This window comes from Carboxydothermus pertinax (assembly GCF_001950255.1).
Classification (GTDB): Bacteria; Bacillota; Z-2901; order Carboxydothermales; family Carboxydothermaceae; genus Carboxydothermus; species Carboxydothermus pertinax.
In genome coordinates this window covers 1-20,303 of the sequence record NZ_BDJK01000008.1, presented here as the reverse complement: position 1 = coordinate 20,303, position 20,303 = coordinate 1, and the positions used below count along the sequence as shown (strand labels likewise).

19 protein-coding genes are annotated in these 20,303 nt (G+C 40.2%); 1 reads left to right on the top strand and 18 read right to left on the bottom strand.

What is annotated here, in order from left to right; genetic code table 11:
• Positions 1–21: 21 nt before the first annotated feature.
• The 9 genes from dnaK to cpu_RS02785 all read right to left on the bottom strand — a co-directional run bounded on the left by dnaK (position 22) and on the right by cpu_RS02785 (position 11,050).
• Positions 22–1,830 carry a molecular chaperone DnaK gene (dnaK, locus tag cpu_RS02825; RefSeq protein WP_075858485.1) on the bottom strand — a complete coding sequence of 603 codons (1,809 nt, stop codon included), beginning with the start codon at positions 1,828–1,830 and terminating at the stop codon, positions 22–24.
• Positions 1,831–1,851: 21 nt separating this feature from the next.
• The gene (gene grpE / locus cpu_RS02820) at positions 1,852–2,424 is read right to left on the bottom strand and encodes a nucleotide exchange factor GrpE (protein ID WP_075858484.1); all 573 of its coding nucleotides are present in this window, start codon (positions 2,422–2,424) and stop codon (positions 1,852–1,854) included.
• Complete coding sequence (locus cpu_RS02815) at positions 2,408–3,973, bottom strand: TCP-1/cpn60 chaperonin family protein (RefSeq protein WP_075858483.1); 1,566 nt, start codon at positions 3,971–3,973, stop codon at positions 2,408–2,410. Before cpu_RS02815 ends, grpE begins: the two co-directional genes overlap by 17 nt.
• 16 nt (positions 3,974–3,989) lie before the next feature.
• Positions 3,990–5,015: a heat-inducible transcriptional repressor HrcA gene (gene hrcA, locus cpu_RS02810; RefSeq protein ID WP_075858482.1), complete on the bottom strand. Its 1,026-nt coding sequence runs from the start codon at positions 5,013–5,015 to the stop codon at positions 3,990–3,992.
• Positions 5,016–5,103: 88 nt separating this feature from the next.
• Positions 5,104–6,237, bottom strand: a complete 1,134-nt coding sequence (gene hemW, locus cpu_RS02805) for a radical SAM family heme chaperone HemW (protein WP_075858481.1) — start codon at positions 6,235–6,237, stop codon at positions 5,104–5,106.
• Positions 6,221–8,032: a translation elongation factor 4 gene (gene lepA, locus cpu_RS02800; protein ID WP_075858480.1), complete on the bottom strand. Its 1,812-nt coding sequence runs from the start codon at positions 8,030–8,032 to the stop codon at positions 6,221–6,223. The genes hemW and lepA overlap by 17 nt, the downstream gene beginning before the upstream one ends.
• Positions 8,033–8,044: 12 nt before the next feature.
• Positions 8,045–9,589 (bottom strand): murein biosynthesis integral membrane protein MurJ, encoded by a 1,545-nt coding sequence (murJ, locus tag cpu_RS02795; RefSeq protein WP_075858479.1) that lies wholly within the window; start codon positions 9,587–9,589, stop codon positions 8,045–8,047.
• Positions 9,590–9,685: 96 nt separating this feature from the next.
• A complete protein-coding gene (gene spoIIP, locus cpu_RS02790) occupies positions 9,686–10,669 on the bottom strand; it encodes a stage II sporulation protein P (RefSeq protein ID WP_075858478.1) in 984 nt (327 codons plus the stop codon).
• Between the two features lie 63 nt (positions 10,670–10,732).
• Positions 10,733–11,050, bottom strand: a complete 318-nt coding sequence (locus cpu_RS02785) for a phage holin family protein (RefSeq protein WP_075858477.1) — start codon at positions 11,048–11,050, stop codon at positions 10,733–10,735.
• 141 nt (positions 11,051–11,191) lie between these two features.
• Here cpu_RS02785 and rpsT point away from each other — a divergent pair, with 141 nt between their 5' ends.
• A complete protein-coding gene (rpsT, locus tag cpu_RS02780) occupies positions 11,192–11,464 on the top strand; it encodes a 30S ribosomal protein S20 (protein ID WP_075858476.1) in 273 nt (90 codons plus the stop codon).
• 27 nt (positions 11,465–11,491) lie between these two features.
• On the opposite strand, the gene holA is transcribed toward rpsT, so the two are convergent.
• From holA to cpu_RS02735, 9 genes are all read right to left on the bottom strand, one after another.
• The gene (holA, locus tag cpu_RS02775) at positions 11,492–12,481 is read right to left on the bottom strand and encodes a DNA polymerase III subunit delta (protein ID WP_075858475.1); all 990 of its coding nucleotides are present in this window, start codon (positions 12,479–12,481) and stop codon (positions 11,492–11,494) included.
• On the bottom strand, positions 12,453–13,034 hold the full coding sequence (locus tag cpu_RS14115) for a lytic transglycosylase domain-containing protein (RefSeq protein WP_075858474.1): 582 nt from the start codon (positions 13,032–13,034) through the stop codon (positions 12,453–12,455). Before cpu_RS14115 ends, holA begins: the two co-directional genes overlap by 29 nt.
• A 40-nt stretch (positions 13,035–13,074) precedes the next feature.
• Positions 13,075–15,255 (bottom strand): DNA internalization-related competence protein ComEC/Rec2, encoded by a 2,181-nt coding sequence (locus cpu_RS02765; protein ID WP_075858473.1) that lies wholly within the window; start codon positions 15,253–15,255, stop codon positions 13,075–13,077.
• An 8-nt stretch (positions 15,256–15,263) separates the two neighbouring features.
• Positions 15,264–15,872 carry a helix-hairpin-helix domain-containing protein gene (locus tag cpu_RS02760; protein ID WP_075858472.1) on the bottom strand — a complete coding sequence of 203 codons (609 nt, stop codon included), beginning with the start codon at positions 15,870–15,872 and terminating at the stop codon, positions 15,264–15,266.
• Between the two features lie 2 nt (positions 15,873–15,874).
• The gene (locus cpu_RS02755; protein WP_075858471.1) at positions 15,875–16,303 is read right to left on the bottom strand and encodes an RrF2 family transcriptional regulator; all 429 of its coding nucleotides are present in this window, start codon (positions 16,301–16,303) and stop codon (positions 15,875–15,877) included.
• Between the two features lie 229 nt (positions 16,304–16,532).
• Positions 16,533–17,042, bottom strand: coding sequence for a CGGC domain-containing protein (locus tag cpu_RS02750; protein WP_075858470.1), 510 nt, complete (start codon positions 17,040–17,042; stop codon positions 16,533–16,535).
• 74 nt (positions 17,043–17,116) lie between these two features.
• Positions 17,117–18,316, bottom strand: coding sequence for an ATP-binding cassette domain-containing protein (locus tag cpu_RS02745; protein ID WP_075858469.1), 1,200 nt, complete (start codon positions 18,314–18,316; stop codon positions 17,117–17,119).
• Positions 18,309–19,274: a FecCD family ABC transporter permease gene (locus cpu_RS02740; protein WP_075858468.1), complete on the bottom strand. Its 966-nt coding sequence runs from the start codon at positions 19,272–19,274 to the stop codon at positions 18,309–18,311. The genes cpu_RS02745 and cpu_RS02740 overlap by 8 nt, the downstream gene beginning before the upstream one ends.
• Positions 19,275–19,301: 27 nt before the next feature.
• On the bottom strand, positions 19,302–20,204 hold the full coding sequence (locus cpu_RS02735; protein ID WP_075858467.1) for an ABC transporter substrate-binding protein: 903 nt from the start codon (positions 20,202–20,204) through the stop codon (positions 19,302–19,304).
• Positions 20,205–20,303 lie beyond the last annotated feature (99 nt).

The window sequence follows — 20,303 nt, the reverse complement described above, 5'->3', positions numbered from 1 at the left end:
CTCACCGCCTTTTGCGGGTAGTTATTTCTCATCATTTACCTTGTAATCGGCATCATAAACATTGCCTTGGGAGTTAGTTCCAGCCTGACCCTGGTTGGATGCCTGCTGGTAAATGCTCGAGGTTAATTCATACAGTGGTTTAGTTAGTTCCTCAATTTTGGCTTTTATTTGATTGACATCTTTTCCATTCAGGGCATCTTTTAATTCCGAAACAGCTTTTTCAACCTTTGCTACTGAATCCGGATTTGCTTTATCTTTCAATTCCCTGATAGTTTTCTCTGCTTGATAAATTAAACTATCCGCTTGATTTCGAACTTCGACTTCTTCTTTACGCTTTTTGTCTTCTTCGGCATACCGTTCGGCCTCTTCCACCATCCGTTTTATTTCCGCTTCGGTTAAATTGCTGGTGTTGGAAATAGTAATGCTTTGCTCCCGCCCGGTTCCTAAATCTTTGGCCGAAACATGAACAATGCCGTTGACGTCTATATCAAAGCGGACCTCAATTTGCGGCACCCCCCGAGGGGCAGGTGGAATACCGGTTAAGGTAAATCGACCTAGGGTTACGTTATCAATAGCCATTGGCCGCTCGCCCTGTAAAACATGAATTTCCACCGAGGTTTGGTTATCGGCCGCAGTGGTAAAGATTTGACTCTTAGAGGTAGGGATTGTAGTATTTCGTTCTATTAACTTGGTAAAAACCCCACCTAAAGTTTCAATCCCCAGGGACAGGGGTGTTACGTCCAAAAGTACCACGTCTTTTACTTCTCCGGCTAGTACCGCCGCTTGAATTGCCGCCCCAATGGCCACACACTCGTCGGGGTTAATCCCTTTATGAGGCTCTTTGTTAAAGAATTTGCGGATTGCCTCTTGAACCGCCGGTATCCGGGTTGAACCACCCACTAAAAGGATTTTATCAATATCCTCGGGCTTAAGTCCGGCATCTTCTAAGGCCCGCCGGGTTGGTCCCATAGTGGCTTCCACTAAATCGGCGGTTAATTCGTTAAATTTGGCCCGGGTAAGCGTAACATCTATATGCAATGGACCATTTTGGTTAGCGGAAATAAAGGGAAGATTGATTTGGGTTTCTAAGACTCCGGAAAGTTCAATTTTGGCTTTTTCGGCAGCTTCTTTTAACCGCTGCATAGCCATTTTATCATTCCTTAAATCAATACCGTGCTCTCTTTTAAAGTTTTCCACAAGCCAATCAATAATTCTCTGGTCAAAATCATCCCCACCCAGCCGGTTGTTACCAGAGGTTGCTTTAACTTCAAATACCCCATCACCAATTTCCAAGATGGAAACGTCAAAAGTTCCACCGCCTAAGTCATAAACCAAAATGGTTTGTTCTCCTTCTTTATCAAGGCCGTAAGCTAAAGCTGCAGCGGTGGGCTCGTTAATAATTCTTAGTACCTCTAGGCCAGCAATTCTCCCGGCATCTTTAGTGGCTTGCCGCTGGGCATCGGTAAAGTAGGCCGGTACAGTAATAACCGCTTTATCAATTTTTTCCCCTAAGTACGCTTCCGCATCTTGCTTTAATTTTTGCAGGATCATCGCCGAAATTTCCTGCGGGGTATACTCTTTATCGTCAATTTTCACCCGATAGTTGGTTCCCATATGCCTTTTAATAGAAATGACAGTGCGCTCAGGATTGGTAATAGCCTGACGTTTGGCCACCTGTCCTACTACCCGTTCGCCATTTTTACCAAAGGATACTACCGATGGGGTAGTGCGACCACCCTCGGCATTAGGAATAACGGTCACTTCCCCACCTTCCATTACGGCAATGCAAGAGTTGGTAGTTCCAAGGTCAATCCCAACAATTCTACCCATTTTTCTCTACCCCCTTAAATGTTATTGTTTTTTCGAAACTTTCACTAAAGCTGGACGTAAAATTTTATCTTTATAAAAATACCCTTTCACTAGTTCTTCAATAACTGTATTTTCTTCCAAATCTTCTCGCACCTCCACCATTAAGGCCTCGTGGAGTTCAGGATTAAAGGGTTGGCCTTGGGCCTCAATAACCTTTACCTCTTGTTGATTCAAAATTTCTAATAACTGCCGGTGAGTGAGTAAAACCCCTTCAATTACCTTATTGGGTTCGCTATCTTTTTCTTTTAAAGCTCTTTCAAAATTGTCAAGCACTGAGAGAAGCTTACGTAACAACTCAAAGCCCTCATACTTTAAAAGCTCTTCTTTTTCTTTTTGGGCTCTTTTGCGGTAATTATCAAAATCCGCATACAACCTTAAATACTGATTCTTTAAGCGATTATGTTCATCTAAAAGCTTATTGTATTCTTCTTCTAATTTTTTGTATTCTTCTTCCAACTTTTTCCCATCCTCTTCTTGAGACACAGCAATCTCTTCTTTATCTTCCTGTTCCAACTTCTCTTCAGTTATTTTTTCCTCTTTATCTTTTTCCTCCATCTTCCTGCTCACCTTCCTTTAAAACTTCATAATCTTTCATTTTTATAATGGTATTAATTTTCAATAACGAAATAGCCACCTCGCTGGCATTTTTTACCGCCTGATAAACCACTTCAGCAGGGTCAACCACGTCTTTGGCCAGCATATCAATAAATTCACCGGTTTCAAAATCCAAACCTAAAGCATAATTATTTTTTTGGACCTGAAGGGTCATTAAATCACCCAATTTTTCCAGCCCGTTAAAACCAGCATTTTCAGCCATCACCCTAAAAGGCACTTTGAGCGCTTCGGCAAAAGCCATGACGCCGTAACTTTCCATACCCGCTAGCTGATTTTTTAGGCTTTCAACTTCCCGGCTTAAGTAAAGCAGAAAAGAACCCCCTCCTGGTAAAACGCCAAACCGATACGCTGCCTCAAAACTTCCCGCCGCATCTTTAGCAATCCTCTCTTGCTCATCCACCACTTCATCGGTAGCAGCCCCGACTAAAATGGTAGCGGTAGGTTTTCCAGCACCCCCTTCGATAACTGTTAATGAAAGCTTGGCATCGTAAAGAGCGGTTTGGGCATAACCCAAGACTTTTTTGAGCTCCGCAGCCGGTTTATTTAAAGAACTCCTTTTAGCTGCCCGAGCTCCGGTAAACTCCAAAAGTCGTTTTAACTCTTTTTGGGTAATCCTGGTTATCACCATTATATCGTTTTCGTAACAAAACTCTTCGGCGGTATCGCTAATACCTCGGGTTAAAACCACCAGGTTTACCCCTAATTCTTTCAGTTTATAAAGATTTTCCTGAAAAATCTTTTGGTTATTTAGATACTGGGCAAACCCAGCTTCGGAAGACAAAGCTTCCCCTTCCACTTCTTCCGGATATAAACCATCATCTAAAACCAAAAGGTGAACTCCAGCAATTTTCCTAGAACCATCCTCCCACAGGGGAGCTTTATTTATAACTACTCCGGGAATTAAGGATGTGGTAGCTCCTACTTTGGCAAGTACTAAATCCGCAAGTTTAAACCCTGGGTCAAGAAGTTTTTCTTCTAAAAGAGCAGCAGCCTCTCTTATTATCACCGCTACCCTTTCATCACCCCTGCCGGCAATCTTTGCAGCAGCCAAAAGTTTTTCGTCCCTAATACTTTTAACTTTAAGGGAACGTTTCTTAATAAGAGAAAGGGCATGATTTAAAGCTTTAGTCATACCCCCTAAAACTTTAGAAACAGGAACACCCTTTAAAATTTGGTTAACTCCTTCGGAAACTAAAGCCCCCGCTAAAACCGCAGCGGTGGTAGTGCCATCACCTACTTCCCGTTCCTGGGCCCGGGCCATGTTGACCACCATCCGGGCTGCCGGATGCTGGGCTTCCATCAGGGTTAAAATAGTTACCCCATCATTGGTAACTACCACTTCCCCGAATCTATCTACCAGCATAGTATCCAAGCCTTTTGGCCCCAGGCTACTGGCTACTGCCTGGGTCAAAGCCTTTACCGCCGCTGCATTGGAAAAAAGCGCTTGATACCGTTCTTCTATTTCCTGGGTGTGGCTTTCTTTTTTCAAAAACCCAATCCTCCTGCTAATAGTTTTTATTGCCAAAGATTTCCGATAAATATTTGCTTAAAAACTCCACTGTAGCCACAGTTTTAGCGTACTCCATCCGAGTGGGGCCTAAAACCCCAATAAACCCCCGGCTATTTCCATAGGAGAAATAACCTGCGGCAATCATGCTGCAATCCTCAATTTCCTTAATATTTAATTCCCTTCCAATTTTTACATTTACCCCTAAATTTACCTGGGAAAAGATTTCCTTTATTTTTTCTTCCTGTTCCAGAAGACTTAAAAGGGTCTTTACCTTTTCTACATTTCTAAATTCCGGTTGGTTAAAAAGGTTTATTAACCCCCCTAAAATAACTCTATTTTCCTGATCGTCCTGGTTTAAACTACTTATAAGCTCTAAAGTAATATTGATTAAATTTTGGTGCTGAGCCAATTCATAATATATTTCCCGGAGGAGGGAAGTACGTATCTTTTCCGGATTTACACCTAAAAGCTTGGCATTTAAAATTGCAGAAACCTTTTCCAAATCCTGGGTAGTAATGTTCCCGGGAACTTCAAAAACCCGGTGGTGTAAGGAACTATCTTCCAATACTACTATTAATAACACTTTGCCCGGTTGCAAAAGGAGTAGTTGAAGATGCTTTAATGGTACTTTTCCAGCTTCGGGCGAAATAACTACCGCAGTGTAGCGGGTAAGACTTGATAAAACTTTCCCGGTTTTCTCCAATAATTCTCCTATGCTGTTTATTTTATCTTCATAAACTTTCCGGATAAAGTTTTCCTCTTCTTTGCTTAGAGTAGGTTTTTCCATTAAGTAATCAACATAATACCGGTATCCCAAAACTGAAGGGATTCTTCCGGCACTGGTATGGGGCTGCTCTAAATAGCCCATTTCTTCTAAATCGGCCATTTCATTCCGAATAGTTGCCGGGCTTATGCCAAGGTCATACTTTTTAGCAATAGTTCGTGACCCTACCGGTTCAGCGGTAGAGATGTAATCCTGAACTATTGCCATTAAAATTTTTCTTTTGCGCTCATCAATCATACCGCCTCACCCCTTTTGTTAGCACTCGCATTAATTGAGTGCTAACTTTCAACTTAAAAATAGCACTGCCCAGCATTTTTTGTCAAGCTTAGATAAACTCAATTAAAAGGGTATTGGCCACAAAACTTCCCTTGCGGGTTAAAAAAAGTCTTTCGCCTTCAAGAGCCATTAACCCAAGGTTAACAAAATTTTGCACTTTTTCCCCATACTGTTCTAAAAAGTCCCAGTGATATTTTTCCCGAAATTCCTTAAGGTTTAATCCAGCTTTAAGCCGTAACTTTAAGATAATCTCCTCCTTGGCATCTTCCTCTAAAGTTAACTTCTCAAAATCAAAAAATTTTCCCGTTTTAAGCATATACTGATAATCCTTTAGATTATCCGGATTCCAAAATCTTAGAAATCCCACTTTGCTATGAGCCGAAAGTCCAAGCCCAAGATAAGGTTGGTTTTCCCAGTAAGTAAGGTTGTGGCGAGAATAGTTCTGGTTTTTAGCAAAATTAGCAATTTCGTACCGCTCATAACCATTTTGTTCTAAAAGAATAATAGCCTCTTCCCAGCTTTGGGCCACTTCATCTTCAACCGGCAAAATTACCTTACCGGCTAAAACCTCCTCATAAAGCCGGGTATTTTCCTCCACTTTTAAGTCATAAAGGGATAGATGTTCTGGTTTTAGATTGATTGCCGTCATCAGGGATGCTAAAAAGCTTTTCCTACTATCACCGGGGTAACCTGTAATTAAGTCTAAATTTATATTATTAAACCCCTCTTCCCTTAATAAATTATATGCCTCAATTAGCTGGATGGCCGTATGAGCTCTTCCCATTTTTCTTAAAACAGCATCGTTAAAAGATTGGGCTCCCAGACTTATCCGGTTTACTCCCATTTCTTTTAAGACACGGATTTTTTCTTTATTTATTATTCCAGGATTTGCTTCAAAAGTAAATTCCAAAAGTTCTTCAGTAATAAAAGAAGCTAAAATTTCTCCCAGTTTTTCTAAAGCCTGGGGTAAAAGATAAGTAGGAGTTCCCCCCCCTACATAAATTGTTTTAGGCTTTTTTAACAAATGTTCTCTTTGTTTTAACTCTTCTGCCAGCAGGTTTAAATACGAAAATACCTCTTCACCCGTAGCTCCGGGAAAAGAGGTAAAAGCACAGTAGTTACATTTTTTAAGACAAAAGGGTAGATGAATATACAAAGCTCTAGCTTTATTTGTCCGTATCAATTTTCAACACCGCCATAAAAGCTTCCTGGGGTATTTCTACCCGCCCTACTTGTTTCATCCGTTTTTTACCCTCTTTTTGCTTTTCTAAAAGTTTTTTCTTCCGGGTAATATCGCCACCATAACACTTAGCTAAAACATCTTTTCTTAAAGCTTTTACCGTCTCGCGGGCAATAATTCTAGACCCAATCGCCGCTTGAATGGGAATCTCAAAAAGATGCCGCGGGATTAACTCCTTAAGTTTTTCTACCAGTTGCCGTCCCCGGTAATAAGCTTTATCTTCGTGAACAATTACCGAAAGGGCGTCTACCGGTTCTCCCGCAATTAAAATATCCATTTTTACTAAATCTCCCGGCCGATAACCGATAAATTCGTAATCTAAAGAGGCATAACCTTTAGAGCGGGATTTTAACTGATCAAAAAAATCATAAATAATCTCCGCCAACGGCAAATCGTAAGTAAGCATTACCCGACTTTCCGAAAGATACTCCATATTTAAGAAGATACCCCGGCGTTCAATACATAAATCCATGATATTACCCACAAATTCTTTAGGTACCATAATGGTTGCCTTAACATATGGTTCTTCGATATGGTCGATTTTTCCAGCCGGCGGTAATTTAGCAGGATTATCAATTTCCAAAACTTCACCGTTGGTTTGTACTACCCGATAAATAACGTTAGGGGCGGTGGTAATTAAATTTAAGCCATATTCCCGTTCTAAACGTTCCTGAATAATCTCCATGTGCAATAGGCCTAAAAAACCGCAGCGAAAACCAAAACCAAGAGCCACGGACGTTTCCGGTTCAAAGGAAAGGGAGGCATCGTTTAATTTTAGTTTTTCTAAGGCATCCCTTAAATCTTCATACTGATTCGACTCCACCGGGTAAAGACCGCAAAAAACCATAGGCTTGGCCTGTTTATAGCCCGGAAGTGGCTCTTTAGCAGGATTTACAGCACTGGTAATGGTATCCCCTACCCGGCAGTCACGAACATTTTTTATCCCTGCCGCAATAAATCCGACTTCTCCTGCCCATAGCCCTTCCACCGGGGTAAGATAAGGCTTAAAGATACCTACTTCAGTAACTTCAAACTCTTTATCATTACTCATCATTTTTATTTTCATCCCCGGTTTAATATAGCCCTCAACCAGGCGGATATAAGCTATTACTCCTTTATAGGGGTCATAATGAGAATCAAAGATAAGAGCTTTTAACGGCTGCTCTTCATCCCCTTTAGGAGGCGGTATTCTTTTAACAATTGCTTCTAAAACTTCTTCTATCCCCTGGCCGGTTTTTGCCGAAGCTAAAATTGCCTCACTGGTATCAAGGCCAATTACCTCTTCTATTTCCTTTAAAACCCTTTCCGGCTCAGCGTTCGGAAGGTCTATTTTATTTACCACCGGTATAAGCTCTAAATCATGTTCCATTGCCAGGTAAACATTAGCTAAAGTTTGCGCTTCAATCCCCTGGGAGGCATCAACCACTAAAAGTGCCCCTTCACAAGCTGCTAAACTTCTGGAAACTTCGTAAGTAAAATCGACGTGGCCCGGAGTATCAATTAAGTTTAAATAATAAGTATTTCCATCTTTAGCTTTATAAGTAAGCTTAACTGCCTGGGCTTTAATAGTAATACCCCGTTCCCGTTCCAGCTCCATCTGGTCTAAAACCTGGTCTTTTAACTCCCGTTCCGATAAAGCACCGGTGTACTCTAAAAGCCGGTCCGCCAAAGTTGATTTCCCGTGGTCAATATGAGCAATTATGCAAAAATTCCTTATATACTCCTGCCTTTTGGCCATAGTAAACCTCCGTTAAACTTTTCTTCGAATAAGATTTAAGAAAAACATTGCTTCCTCCATCTTTAAGAAAAGAGTAGTTGCAGCATAAACTAAAGCTCCCCCTGCTATTGCTGCTCCTACCTGAATTAATTGGCCGTGTTTGGTTACCGCAATACCGGATAAATAATGGGCTATCGAATAAGCAACTACTCCCATTAAAAGGGAAGCCATAAGTGACTTTAAACCCGAAACAAGAATATCTTTACCGTAAATTTTGCCAACTTTTCTCCTAAATAGCCATAAAAGAATAGAAAAGTCAAATAAACCTGTAATAGAAAATCCCAAAGCAAGTCCCCGGTGTCCCAGGTAGCTGATAAAAGTCACATTTAAAATATAATTTAAAAAGATTGTTATTAGGCTAGTAGTAACTGGAGTTAAAGTATCGTGCAACGAATAAAAGCCCCGTAGAATTATCTGCAAAGCAGAGTGAGCAAATAAACCAAGGCTGTAAAATACCAAAGCCCCTGCAGTAGCTCTGGTCATTTCTGGAGTAAAAGCTCCCATTTCAAATAAAAGCCGGACAATTGGTACGCTTAAAACTATTAATCCTACTTCTGCAGGCAAAATTATAAACCAAATAGATTTAATACCCATAGCAACACTTTTTTTAAAATTCTCCATTTCTCCCCGGGCAGCGAAACTGGTCATCGTTGGAAAAATGGCCATACTGATAGCCGCTGCAAAAAGGCCTAAAGGTAGATACATTAAACGGTTAGCAAGCCGTAAGGCCATGATGCTTCCTTCAGATAAGCCGGAAGCCAAGTTCTGGTTGACGATGAGATTAATCTGGCTTACAGCCAAGCCTAAAAGGGTCGGTACCATTAGTTTGGCCATTTTTACCACCCCAGGGTGGGAAATATCAATTACTGGCCGGTATTTAAGTCCATACCGGGCAAGACTAGGTACCTGCACTGTAAAATTTAAGATCATCCCGGCAACTACCCCAAGGGCAAAGGAGGTAATCCCCAGCTTTCCTGCTAAAAAATACCCTGAAAGAATAATTACAATATTATAAATAACACTACCTAAAGCTGGAGTTAAAAAATGCTTATAAGAATTTAACATCCCCATTAAAAACCCGTTTAACCCGGTAAATAAAACTGCTGGCAACATAATCCGGGTAAGTTTAATAGTCGTATTAAGTCGCTCACCGGTAAACTTATGGGCAACTAATTTTACCAGTTCAGGAGTAAATAAAAACCCGAGGCCAATACAAACAAGCATGATTATAATTACAAGATTTATAACCGTACTGGCCATTTTCCAGGCTTCATCTTCCTCATTTTTTGCTAAGTAAGAAGAAAAAACCGGAATAAAAGCCGCACTTAAAGCCCCACCTACCAAGAGGTTATAAAGAAAATCCGGTATCGTAAAAGCCGCAACATAAGCATCACTGATACCTGTTGCCCCAAATTTGACCGCCAAAAGTTGTTCCCGCACAAAACCCAAGATCCGGGAAAGAATACCCATAACTAAGATAATCCCTGCAGCCTTGGCAACGTTTTTTCTTGTGCTCATTATCTGTCCCTTCCCTTAATTTTAAATCCTTTAAAAAATATATCACTTTTTCTTAATTTGGGAAAGAAAAAAAAAATAAAGCCAGCACTACTGGCTTTAATGTTGGAGGTAATTAGCTATGCCATCAGCTAAAAGACTTGCTGACTTTTTAGCCTGAGTTAAAGTATTATTGACATTGCCAATCTCCACTAAAACCATACTGCTCGAGAGGTGCTGATTAAACCTCCCTCCTTTGTAGCGTATTCCCCGGATTAATCCAGGATACAGCTCTTCAGTTTTGGAAATTATTTTCTTAGCTATAAATTCATTTTCCTGCCAGTGAGGCTGGGGAAGTCTCTCCCCCTTGCCCACCACAAACATTACCGGTGCTATTTCCTCACCCATTACCAAAACCGTGCGGTAGTTTTTCGCCGCCTGGGAATCCCGGTGAACATCAATGATGAGCTTTAAACTTTTTATTTTTAAAAGTTCTAATACTGTTTTTTTGGATTCTCCATAAGAACTATTGTAATCATTATCATGAACTTTATCAATTAAAATCGTTTTTATTCCTTTTTCCTCAAGCCTTCTTGCCAGTTCCCGGGCAACATCGAGCACTTCCCCCGGTTGCCCCTTTAAAGCCCGCTCTCCTCCACCGTCTCCTTCATAGCTTTCTCCAGTATGAGTGCAATAAATCCCAACTAGAGGCTCTCCAGCAGCTATGACTGGGTCTTCTCCTTCTTCAAAGGCAACCATTTTTTCCCCTTCGCCGTTCAAAACTGGATAACCAGCTAACAGAAGCGAATAGGGGTCATTTATTTTCGCGCCAGTTAATAACCAGAGAATATATTGACTTCCAGAACTCTCTTCTTCGTCGTTTGCAATTCTAAACCCCAGGGTCTTTTGTAAATATGCCCCCCGGCTTTCCCCCCAAAGACTAACTTTTAATACTTCCACCAGAGCGCTATTTTTTATGCCTTTGACCACCAGCATCGGTGCATTATTGGGAATCAAGGTAGCAATGATACCCAGTGCTATTGTATAAATTAACAAATATAACCCTAATGAGCTTGGACGTAAAACCTTAGCCCGATACTCCATTATTTCTATTCTCCCGCTTTTTTTGGTACAAAATATATATGTTTTTTTAAACCAAATTATGAGTCACCTCAAAGTTGTTGGAATAAATTTATCCACCAGACCAATAATTAAAGCAGCAATTATGGCTCCCGGAACGGTAACAACTAAATATTTAGGAACGAGGTAGCGAGCAAGAAGCAGCACTAAAACCGCCACTATAAAACCCGTAAAGCCTCTTCCCTTTTCTCCTATGATTTGCCCTGCAAGGTAATTCAGCAGGGAAATAACAATAGCCGCAATTAATGCTCCAACAATTCCTCCTTTCACGGTAAACCCCGGGGTTAAAATGCTCACTCCAATCAATGTTATTGCTGATATAAGGGTTTTTACAACTGTTGCCACTCATTCTCACCTCCTTCTAAAGCTTTGCCCAAAATTTTAAATATTATACAATTTGTGTTTTGTTTGATTAAAAAACAAAAAGGTGTTCTTGCATTTTTTTGATATCTCTGGTAGAATACTTGCTGTTAGGAGGTGAGATCGGTGGCAAACATCAAGTCTGCGAAGAAACGGATTTTACTCATCCGGAAAAGAACCATGCGGAATAAAGCCATCCGTTCAGCTGTAAAAACCGCAATTAAAAAGTTTGAGCTAGCCCTTAAAGTAAAACCAGCAGAAGAAGCTCAAGAGCTTTTGCGCCAAGCTGTTCGGGCTTTAGATAAAGCGGTGACCAAAGGCGTACTTCATAAAAATACCGCCTCCAGGAAAAAATCCCGGCTCACCCGGAAATTTAACTCTGTCTATAAAGCCTCATAAAAAATACCCGGTGGGAATTCCGGGTTTTTATTTTTTCCAAACTAAAAAATACTTTTCAAATAAACCGGGGAAATCTTTTTCACCGGTTTTAATTTTTTCATCCAGCTCAACTAATCCTAGAAGCCTTGTTTTTAACTGATCCAGGGTTAAGGGGGACATTGTCCGCAGACTTTTTTTTACAAGCCATTCTGGAATCCCTAAAGTTTTAGCAATTTCTGTAAAAGGCTTCCCTTTTTGCTGCAGATATTTTACGGAATAAATCTGCCGCAGATTTTTAGCAATAAGACCGGTAAATTTAATTGCTTCCTCTTGATTTAAAAGCTGTTCTTTTAATTTTCGCCGGTTTATTTTCCCGGATAAAAGCTCTTCAACTAGATAAAAAACTGAAATCTCTTTGTCCTGGCCGCAAACCTCTAAAACGTCTTGCAAGGTGATTTTTTTTTCTAAAAGTTTATAAAGTATTAATTTATTAAACTCTCCTTTTAATTCTATCAAGCTCCGGCCAAAGCTTTGAGCCAATACCAATACCGCTTCCTTTTCTATCGTAAAGCCCTCTGTTAAAGCCCAGTTCGTGATAATTTCCTGCACCTCTTCTTCTTTTAACGGTGCAAACTCTAACTCTTCCCCCACTTTTAGTAATTCCTGGTATACTTTTTTCTTTTTATCTACAGGATGCTCGGTAGAAAATATTATTATCGCTTGCAGGGAAGGATTTTGAAAATAATTTATCAAAAGTTCGTCCTCACTTTTACCGGAAAAAAAGCGGCAATTTTTCACAATAAGAAACTTTTGGCCAAAAAAAGATACCGTTTCCGCCTTGGCCACTATATCTTCGGTTAAAATTTCTTGACCGTCTAGCTCTTCATAATTAAAATCCCGATTATTTCCTAAGTATTCTTTAATTTCCCCAAAAAGCCGCTCTTTAAAATACCGTTCTTCCCCGGAAAAAAGGTAAAGGGGTTTTAACACCCCGCGGCTTAAAGCGTTTTTAAACCGTTCGTAAGCTAGCATCGCCATTATCGTCTCCTTGATAAATCCTTTGCCAATTTAGCACCTTCTGGACATATTCCCTGGTTTCGGCAAAAGGTGGAATTCCGTTATACTTTCTTACATTACCCGGGCCGGCATTATAAGCCGCCAGGGCCAGCTCCACCTCACCAAAGCGATCTAAAAGGGATTTTAAATATTTAATACCGCCCTCTAAGTTCTCTCTTGGATCGTAGGGATTTTGAACTCCCAGCATCCGAGCCGTTCCCGGCATTAACTGCATTAGCCCCATAGCCCCCCGGGGCGAAGTAGCCTTAGGGTTAAAGTTTGACTCCTGTTTTACTACCGCCATGACCAGGGAGTAAGGTATATCATATTTTTGCGAAAGCTCCTTTACAATATCTGATATCATCTTTTCCGAAGATGAGAACGCTGGTGCTTCTTTTACAGAAATTAAGTCGGCAAAATTTAAGCTTTTAGAAGCCGATACAGGACTTACCGACTGCAGGGATGCAATATTTTCTAATATTTGGGAAAGCAACGTAAAATAGTAGTAAGTCAAAAGAGGTGTTAAATCGATCATCCTTCCACCCCGTAACTTTTTTCTTTAATTTTAATATAAATTAGTAATTTTCGACAACCAGGGCCCCCTCAAGGTCTGTGCGCCAAAGTTTTCCTTTACCCTTTAAAACTGCCATCAGTCTGTTCCCGGGAAAGCCATAAATATTATTTCGACCAACAGAAATGACTCCATAGTTAAACTTTAATTTTTTCATAAAACCCGGCGAAAAAAAGTTACTACCGTGATGGGGTATTTTTACCACGTCATAATGGGCCAAAAGCTTACTTTCTAAGTCTTCCTCCGCTTCCTTCTCGATATCCGCTCCAAAAAAGTAAGTTTTCCTCCCAATTTTACCCGCCAGCACAATACTGTTATTGTTGGGATCAGAACGGGTACCGGAATAGATCTTTTCTGGCCCTAATATCTGTAAAGTAACATCATCGATTTTTACTATTTCGGTGGTTTTAGCATAATAAATCTTTATTTTTCGTAGTTGGAGAAAATTTAAAAGTTCCCGGTATTCCGGCTCCTCTCCTAAATAAGGAGAAATTAGGAGCGCCTTTACTCTAGCGCTTTTGATAAGCGTTTGGGCGCCACCGTAATGGTCATTATGGGGATGGGTCAACACTAAAAGGTCGATGACCCCCGTTCCGCTTTGCCGAAGATATGCTAAAATCTTTTTACCAGCATCATAATTTTCGTTTTTGGGCCCAGTATCTACCACAACTGTACGTCCTCGCCAAGTATGGATCACCGCTGCATCCCCTTGGCCGACGGCAAGAAAGACAGTTTTGCCGTGTTCTTTGGGAATTAAAAATAATCCTAAAATTAAAAAGGCAATTAGGCAGTATTTTACTATATCCAATCTTTCTTTTTTTACAAGCAAAAGGTATCCCAGAAATAATCCACCATAAAAAAGAAAAATTACTAAAATTAAAGGCTTTTTTACTGCTATTGCCGCCCCTGGAATTAAAGCCATTTGACTGTTTATTTTTAAAGTTAAAGCTGTTAATATTTCGGTAATTTGTTTTAATAGTGGTAAAAATAAACCCAAAACTCCTGTAGCCATGATAATACTGGTGAGCGGGACAATTATTAGGTTTGCTAAAATTGAGGCAGACGCAAAAAGGGAATAATTATAATACACTAGAGGCTCGGTTAAAATCTGCGCCCCAACAGTAACCCCGATGGTATCGGATAGAAAAGAAGGTAAATAGCTTTTTAATTTTTCCGCTAAAGGTAAGCCCAGCAAAAATATCCCCAGGGTGGCTAAATACGATAAGAGAAAACCCGTAGAAAAAAGGTCCTGGGGTTTTAGTAAAAGATAAAAAAAGGCACTTAAAAGAAGATGATAAACCGGCTGATAATCTCGGCCCAGGAAAAAAGCGCCAACTAAAAACAGCAGCATTAAAAAAGCCCGCACCGTTGCAGGATTAAAGCCGGTTAAAGCGGTATATAAAAAGCAAAGGATTAAAGTGGTAAAATTTTGCTTTCTCCGGGAAAGCTTTACTTGTCTTCCCAAAAAATAAACTGCCCCCGCCACTAACCCTAAATGCAGACCACTTACGCTTAAGATATGGACTACCCCGGTTTTGGCAAAACTATCGTAAACTTCCGGAGAAATTTCTTCATCATCCCCCAGATATAAACCTTTTAACAAAGCCGCTGTTTGGGGCGAATAAGTATTTAACTTATCTTTAAGATAATTTTTAATTGCTGCCAAGGGGCGAAGAAAAGTAATTTTAACCCCAACTTTTTCCGTTTTTTGGGCGTATAATACCCCATAAATCCCTTGCCGTTTTAAATAATTTGGATAGTTAAACTCGCCGGGATTTTGCGGGGGAATTGGTTTTTTAAAAGTACCGGAAATTTTTAAAATATCTCCCGGAAGTCTTAAAACTGTTTCTTTTTCCCGAACTAAATAAGTCTTTTTTGTTTTTACATCAATCACTTTAAAAGTATTTTGTTCATTTTTTACCGTAGACCCTTCCACTACTTGGCAAAGACCTTGATACTCTCCTTGAGAAAAATCTGAACTTACATGAAACTTTAGGTTTATCCCTCCAAGTAACAAAAAAGCCACCAAAAGAACCGCCCAACTTTTGCGGTCCCGGGGTAAAAAGATATAACCCAAAAACAGCAAAAAAACCGTCAAATACAGAAATAGCCGAAAAGGGATAACTCCCTGATCGGCTAGTACAATTCCCAAAAGGTAAAAAATTAAAGCAAGATAAAATTCCATAGCAACCTCTAATTAATAGTTATATAATCTTTTAAACTTTCAAATTTTTTATCTCCAATACCCTTAACTTTTTTGATGTCCTCAATAGTAGTAAAGGGTCCGTTTTGTTCCCGGTATTCAATAATTTTTGCTGCCGTTGCCGGTCCAACCCCGGGAAGCTTATCCAATTCTTCAAGGGTTGCCGTATTAATATTTACTTTATTGCTTTGGTTTGGCATCGGACTTGGTTTACCAAAAGCATTGTTTACCGGAGCACTGGGAGCTTGATTTTCGCCTCTAAAAGGGATGTAAATTTTTTGCCCATCGGTCACTTTGGCCGCAAGGTTAATACTGCTATCATCGGCAGAAGGCAGCATTCCTTGAGCTTTTTCTAGGGCATCTTTTACCCTAGAGCCCTCCTCTAAAGAATATACCCCCGGCTTATAAACCGCCCCGGCTACCTGGACTACTACCTTGCTACTGCTTTTTTCGGTATTAAGAACCACAACCTCTTCCCCTGAAGCTTCTTTAACTGGCGCCTCTTCAGGCTTTGTCCCCCAAAAATAAAAGATTACTCCTAAAAGAAGAATTATTATTCCATAAAGCGGAATCTTGGAACGGTCTTCTAAGGGCTTCATAGTTACTCCGCTAAAAAGCCACTTTTCTGGCCTTTTTTGGAAAGAACTAAAAGATTATGCGAGGAAAATTCCTCGATTAACTTTTGCTGAATTTTTGACCAAATATCATGTAAAGGACAAATTTCTACTTTCTCACAAATATCCGGATGGTTTATACATTGGCTTAAAACTACCGGCCCCTCCACCGCTTCTACCACTTCCAGCACGGTAATTTTTTCAGGATCTTTTAGAAGAGCAACACCCCCCTGAGGCCCTTTTACCGTATATACAAGTCCAGCTTTAACCAGTGACTGAACTATTTTTGCTAAAAAAGCTTCTGGCAACATAAGCCTTTCCGCCAGGGTTTTAACTGGTACTACCTGACCCTTGGGCAGTTTTGCCAGATCCATCATAGCAATTAAAGCATACTCCCCTTGTTTGGTTAACTGCATGAATTCTCCCCCTGAGAAAACAAGCTTTCTAGGGTATTTTACAATATATTTTATATTTTTTCAATATAAATATATTTTGTCGAAGATTGTCATATTTTCTTTAATTTAAGGTATTTAGGAGTTATTTTATCTATTATTTTTGTTTGTTTTTTTAATAATTAATCTTCTAATTATACTATTTAATATTTATATAGAAAAAATAAATCAAAAACCCTGCATTGCAGCAGGGTTAATGGTGGGTGCCCTCAATTACTTCCACCCCTTTGGCTAAAATTGTCTTTTTAATTTGCTCTTTAAAAGGACATTTAGGGTAATCTCCTTCCAGCAACATGCAGGAACTTAAATGGACATGGGTTAACTCGTAAGGAAGCAACTTTTCAATAAGCCGTGAAACTCTGCGACCGGAACAGCCTCCGCAAGTGAAAAAGCCAATCATTTCCGCCTCCGGTCCATAGCGGGCAAACTGCTGCTCCCGCTTATTAAAGCTATTAAAACAACCAATTCCCGGGCAGACCTCGGAGACAATATCGCAGCGTACTACCGCAATTTTCGGCTTTTGCGGCTTAGAATCCCTCACATCCCGGGCGGTCATTTTCCCCCGGGCTTCCATCACTTCATTCATCGTAATTTCTTCTACTCCTTTTTGCCGCGCCCACTCCTCTACCTTCTTTTTGGCCTTTTCCCGAACAAAAAAGGGAACATTGTTCATATATTCCAGGGCTTCTTTGGTCCAGCGCATGCTCTCTTCCCCTTACCGTTTTTTCTTTATTTTAGCTTTAGCTTTCTTTTAAAGCTATGACTTTAGTCACAGTTTTAAGCCAAAGGATACTCTTTCGCGCCGGCCTTTAAAAGGCTATTAACTATAAAAGTAGCTCTCCCACCGGTATAATCCCTTTTATCCATTTCTTTCGGCTTTACAATATAAATTTTCTCCGGGCAAACTTCTAAAAGAGCCTCAATATTTTTTAGATTTCCCGGACCTATTGGTACCGGAGCCACCACTACCTTATCCGCTTTTTGTAACACCTCTAAAAGCCGCTGATAGCTTTCCAGGGAGATGGGCGAAAAGGGTTCTTCTTCTACAATTTCCGCACCCAAAGCTTTTGCTGTCTGCCAGTCACTGTCGCTTTTGTTTAAAACGCCTGTCGATATTTGGGCTCCAAGCTTTCTTTCTAAAAGCATAATCCTGCCCGCCATGCCACCACCGCCTATGATATGTACCTTCTTTTCACCGCCATTAACTTTATTAATAATTAAAGGCAGTATTTGAGGTATACCTAAAACCGGGTGATTTACCACTAAAGCAGGCTCACTATAGGCCTTATATATGTTTTCAAAGGTTAAAACTTCTTTAGCCTCACCGGTAATAAGTTTTCCTTCCGAAAACAAGTAAAGTTTATCGGCAAAAAAGGAAGCTAAGTTTAAGTCATGCAGGACAGCTAAAACGGCGATTCCTTGAGCTGCTAAATTTTTTAAAAGAGATAATATTTTTACCTGATAAAATAAATCCAGGTGATTGGTAGGTTCATCTAAAAGGATGTAATCGGCCTCCTGGGCCAAAGCCCGGGCTATATAAACCCTCTGCCTCTCCCCTCCTGAAAGGGTTAAAAGGGTACGCTCTTCATAACCTGATAAACCTACAGTTTCTATAGCTTTTTTTACTGCTTTAAAATCCGCTTTAGTCTCCAACCCCAGAACTCCCTGGTAAGGATACCTCCCCATCATTACCGTATCCCAGACGGTATAATCCCGTAAGGTTTCGGGTTCCTGGGGCACATAGGCCAGTAGCTTAGCTCGTGCTTTGGCTGGTAGCTTTAAAATTTCTTTTCCTTTTATTTCCACCGTACCATTCTTCGGTTTTAAAAAACCGGCCAAAATTTTAAGTAAGGTAGTTTTACCTGCTCCATTAGGCCCGAGGATTACCGAAAACGTACCCGGTAAAACTTCGATGTTTATACCAGCAAATAATTTTGCGCTGCCGTAGCCAAAGACCAGGTTAATACCTTTAAGCATGGTGATCCCGCCTTATAAAAAGATAGGCAAAAAAAGGAGCGCCGATAAAGGCAGTAATAACTCCTACCGGAAGCTCCGAAGGGGCCAAAATGCTCCGGGCTAAAGCGTCGGCTATCACCAAGAGGACTCCTCCTGCTAAGGTAGACAGAGGTATTAAAACCCGAAAATCTTTGCCAAAAATAAGTTCCACCACCTGCGGTACTATAAGGCCCACAAAACCTATAGTTCCAGCAAAGCTAACCGCTCCTGCAGTTAAAAAACTCGCCAGCATTAAAAAAAGAACTCTCTTTTTTGTAACCTCAACCCCCAGCTGAGCCGCAGTGTCATCTCCAAAACTCATAGCATTTAAGTCCCGAGCCAGGACAAAGAGTAAAATAAACCCGGCAAAAACATATAAGCCGAGCACTCCAGCTTCTTTAAATCCTTTATTATTGAGTCCCCCCATTAACCAGTAAATAATCCGGGGCATATTTTCCCGGCTTACTGCTAAAACAAAAGTTACCACCGCTCCTAAAAAACTATTCACAATAATCCCCGCAAGGATTAACCGATTAGGTTCTGGCTTTCGGGCAATTAAAAAAACTAAAAGCAATGCTATTATACTTCCTAAAAACGCCCCAAAGGGCAAAACATAATAGGGAAAAGATTTTAGCAGAGTTAGTAAAGCTACTGCCGCCGCAGCCCCGGAAGATACTCCCAAAATGTATGGATCGGCTAAAGGAGTTTTTAATACACCCTGGTAAACCGTCCCCGCCAAGCCAAGAGCTGATCCCACTCCAAGACCTAAGGCAATTCGTGGAAGCCTAATTTTAAAAAAGATGGTTTTATAAGGTTCCATTAAAATTTTAGCCGGAGGAATTTTTACAGCTCCTAAATTAGCCGCAAGTAAAACACTAAAAATAAGGAGGAGGAGTAATAGCACTCCTCCTAAAAGTAATTTTGCCCACCAAGATTTCATTATCTCACCTTTTATTAGCAATAAAAATTATTTTAGACCGGGATGAAGGGCTTTGGCTAACTTTTCAACCCCATCAATACTCCGCGGGCCTGGGCGGACAATTAAATTGGGGTCAATACTGTCAATCACCCTCTTTTCCCGAACAGCCCGCAAGCCCTGCCAGAGCTCCCGTTTATATGGATGTTGATCCGGTTTTAAATAAGCAGTATCCGCAAGCAAGATATAATCAGGATTTAAAGTTAAAAGCTTTTCGTCGGAAAGGGAAACCCAACTACCACTGGTGATAACGTTTTTGCCTCCGGCTTTTACAAGGATGTCATTGACAAAAGTATTCGGTCCGGCAACATATAAGCCATAGGTATAATCAATTTCTACCAAGACTGATGGTTTATTGTATTTCTTTAACTTCGCAGTGAGTTTATTTAATCTCGACTGCATGTTATTAGTAATACTTACAGCTTTTGAATATTTACCAGTAGCTTTGCCAACCAGCTTAATGTTATTTAAAATATCATTAAAGTTCTTTGGCTCTTTTAAAACAAAAACTTTAACCTTTAAATTCTGCAGCTTTTTAATCGCGTCTGGGGAAATAGTATCTTGAGCCACCACTAAATCAGGTTTTAAACTAACGATCTTTTCTACATTAACATTAAATGCATCGCCAACTTTAGCTTTCTTTTTTGCTGCCGCCGGATAATCACAGAAGTTAGTAACTCCAACTATATTTTTATCCAATCCAAGGGCAAATAAAATCTCGGTATTGCTTGGAGCAAGCGACACGATTCTCTTAGGATAGCTCTTAAAGGTAAAAACGTTTCCTTTTGAGTCTTTTACCGTAATACCCTTACTTTGCCCCGCCCATAAAGGTGTTACCGCCACCAGCATAATAAGGGCAATAGCTAAAAACACCATCCAGCTTTTTTTCGCCATTTTTTCTCCCCCTCGTATAATGATTTTAGAAATAATCTTTAAACGGTAATAAAAACCGTTTCGATTTTATAAAAATTGTTCTTTGAAAACTGGAAATTA

Coding starts and splice junctions, on each gene's coding strand:
- dnaK (WP_075858485.1), bottom strand. CDS start 1,830: ATGGGTAGAATTGTTGGGATTGACCTTGGAACTACCAACTCTTGCATT.
- grpE (WP_075858484.1), bottom strand. CDS start 2,424: ATGGAGGAAAAAGATAAAGAGGAAAAAATAACTGAAGAGAAGTTGGAA.
- hrcA (WP_075858482.1), bottom strand. CDS start 5,015: ATGATTGATGAGCGCAAAAGAAAAATTTTAATGGCAATAGTTCAGGAT.
- lepA (WP_075858480.1), bottom strand. CDS start 8,032: ATGGCCAAAAGGCAGGAGTATATAAGGAATTTTTGCATAATTGCTCAT.
- murJ (WP_075858479.1), bottom strand. CDS start 9,589: ATGAGCACAAGAAAAAACGTTGCCAAGGCTGCAGGGATTATCTTAGTT.
- spoIIP (WP_075858478.1), bottom strand. CDS start 10,669: ATGGAGTATCGGGCTAAGGTTTTACGTCCAAGCTCATTAGGGTTATAT.
- holA (WP_075858475.1), bottom strand. CDS start 12,481: ATGGCGATGCTAGCTTACGAACGGTTTAAAAACGCTTTAAGCCGCGGG.
- cpu_RS14115 (WP_075858474.1), bottom strand. CDS start 13,034: ATGATCGATTTAACACCTCTTTTGACTTACTACTATTTTACGTTGCTT.
- cpu_RS02765 (WP_075858473.1), bottom strand. CDS start 15,255: ATGGAATTTTATCTTGCTTTAATTTTTTACCTTTTGGGAATTGTACTA.
- cpu_RS02760 (WP_075858472.1), bottom strand. CDS start 15,872: ATGAAGCCCTTAGAAGACCGTTCCAAGATTCCGCTTTATGGAATAATA.
- cpu_RS02755 (WP_075858471.1), bottom strand. CDS start 16,303: ATGCAGTTAACCAAACAAGGGGAGTATGCTTTAATTGCTATGATGGAT.
- cpu_RS02750 (WP_075858470.1), bottom strand. CDS start 17,042: ATGCGCTGGACCAAAGAAGCCCTGGAATATATGAACAATGTTCCCTTT.
- cpu_RS02745 (WP_075858469.1), bottom strand. CDS start 18,316: ATGCTTAAAGGTATTAACCTGGTCTTTGGCTACGGCAGCGCAAAATTA.
- cpu_RS02740 (WP_075858468.1), bottom strand. CDS start 19,274: ATGAAATCTTGGTGGGCAAAATTACTTTTAGGAGGAGTGCTATTACTC.
- cpu_RS02735 (WP_075858467.1), bottom strand. CDS start 20,204: ATGGCGAAAAAAAGCTGGATGGTGTTTTTAGCTATTGCCCTTATTATG.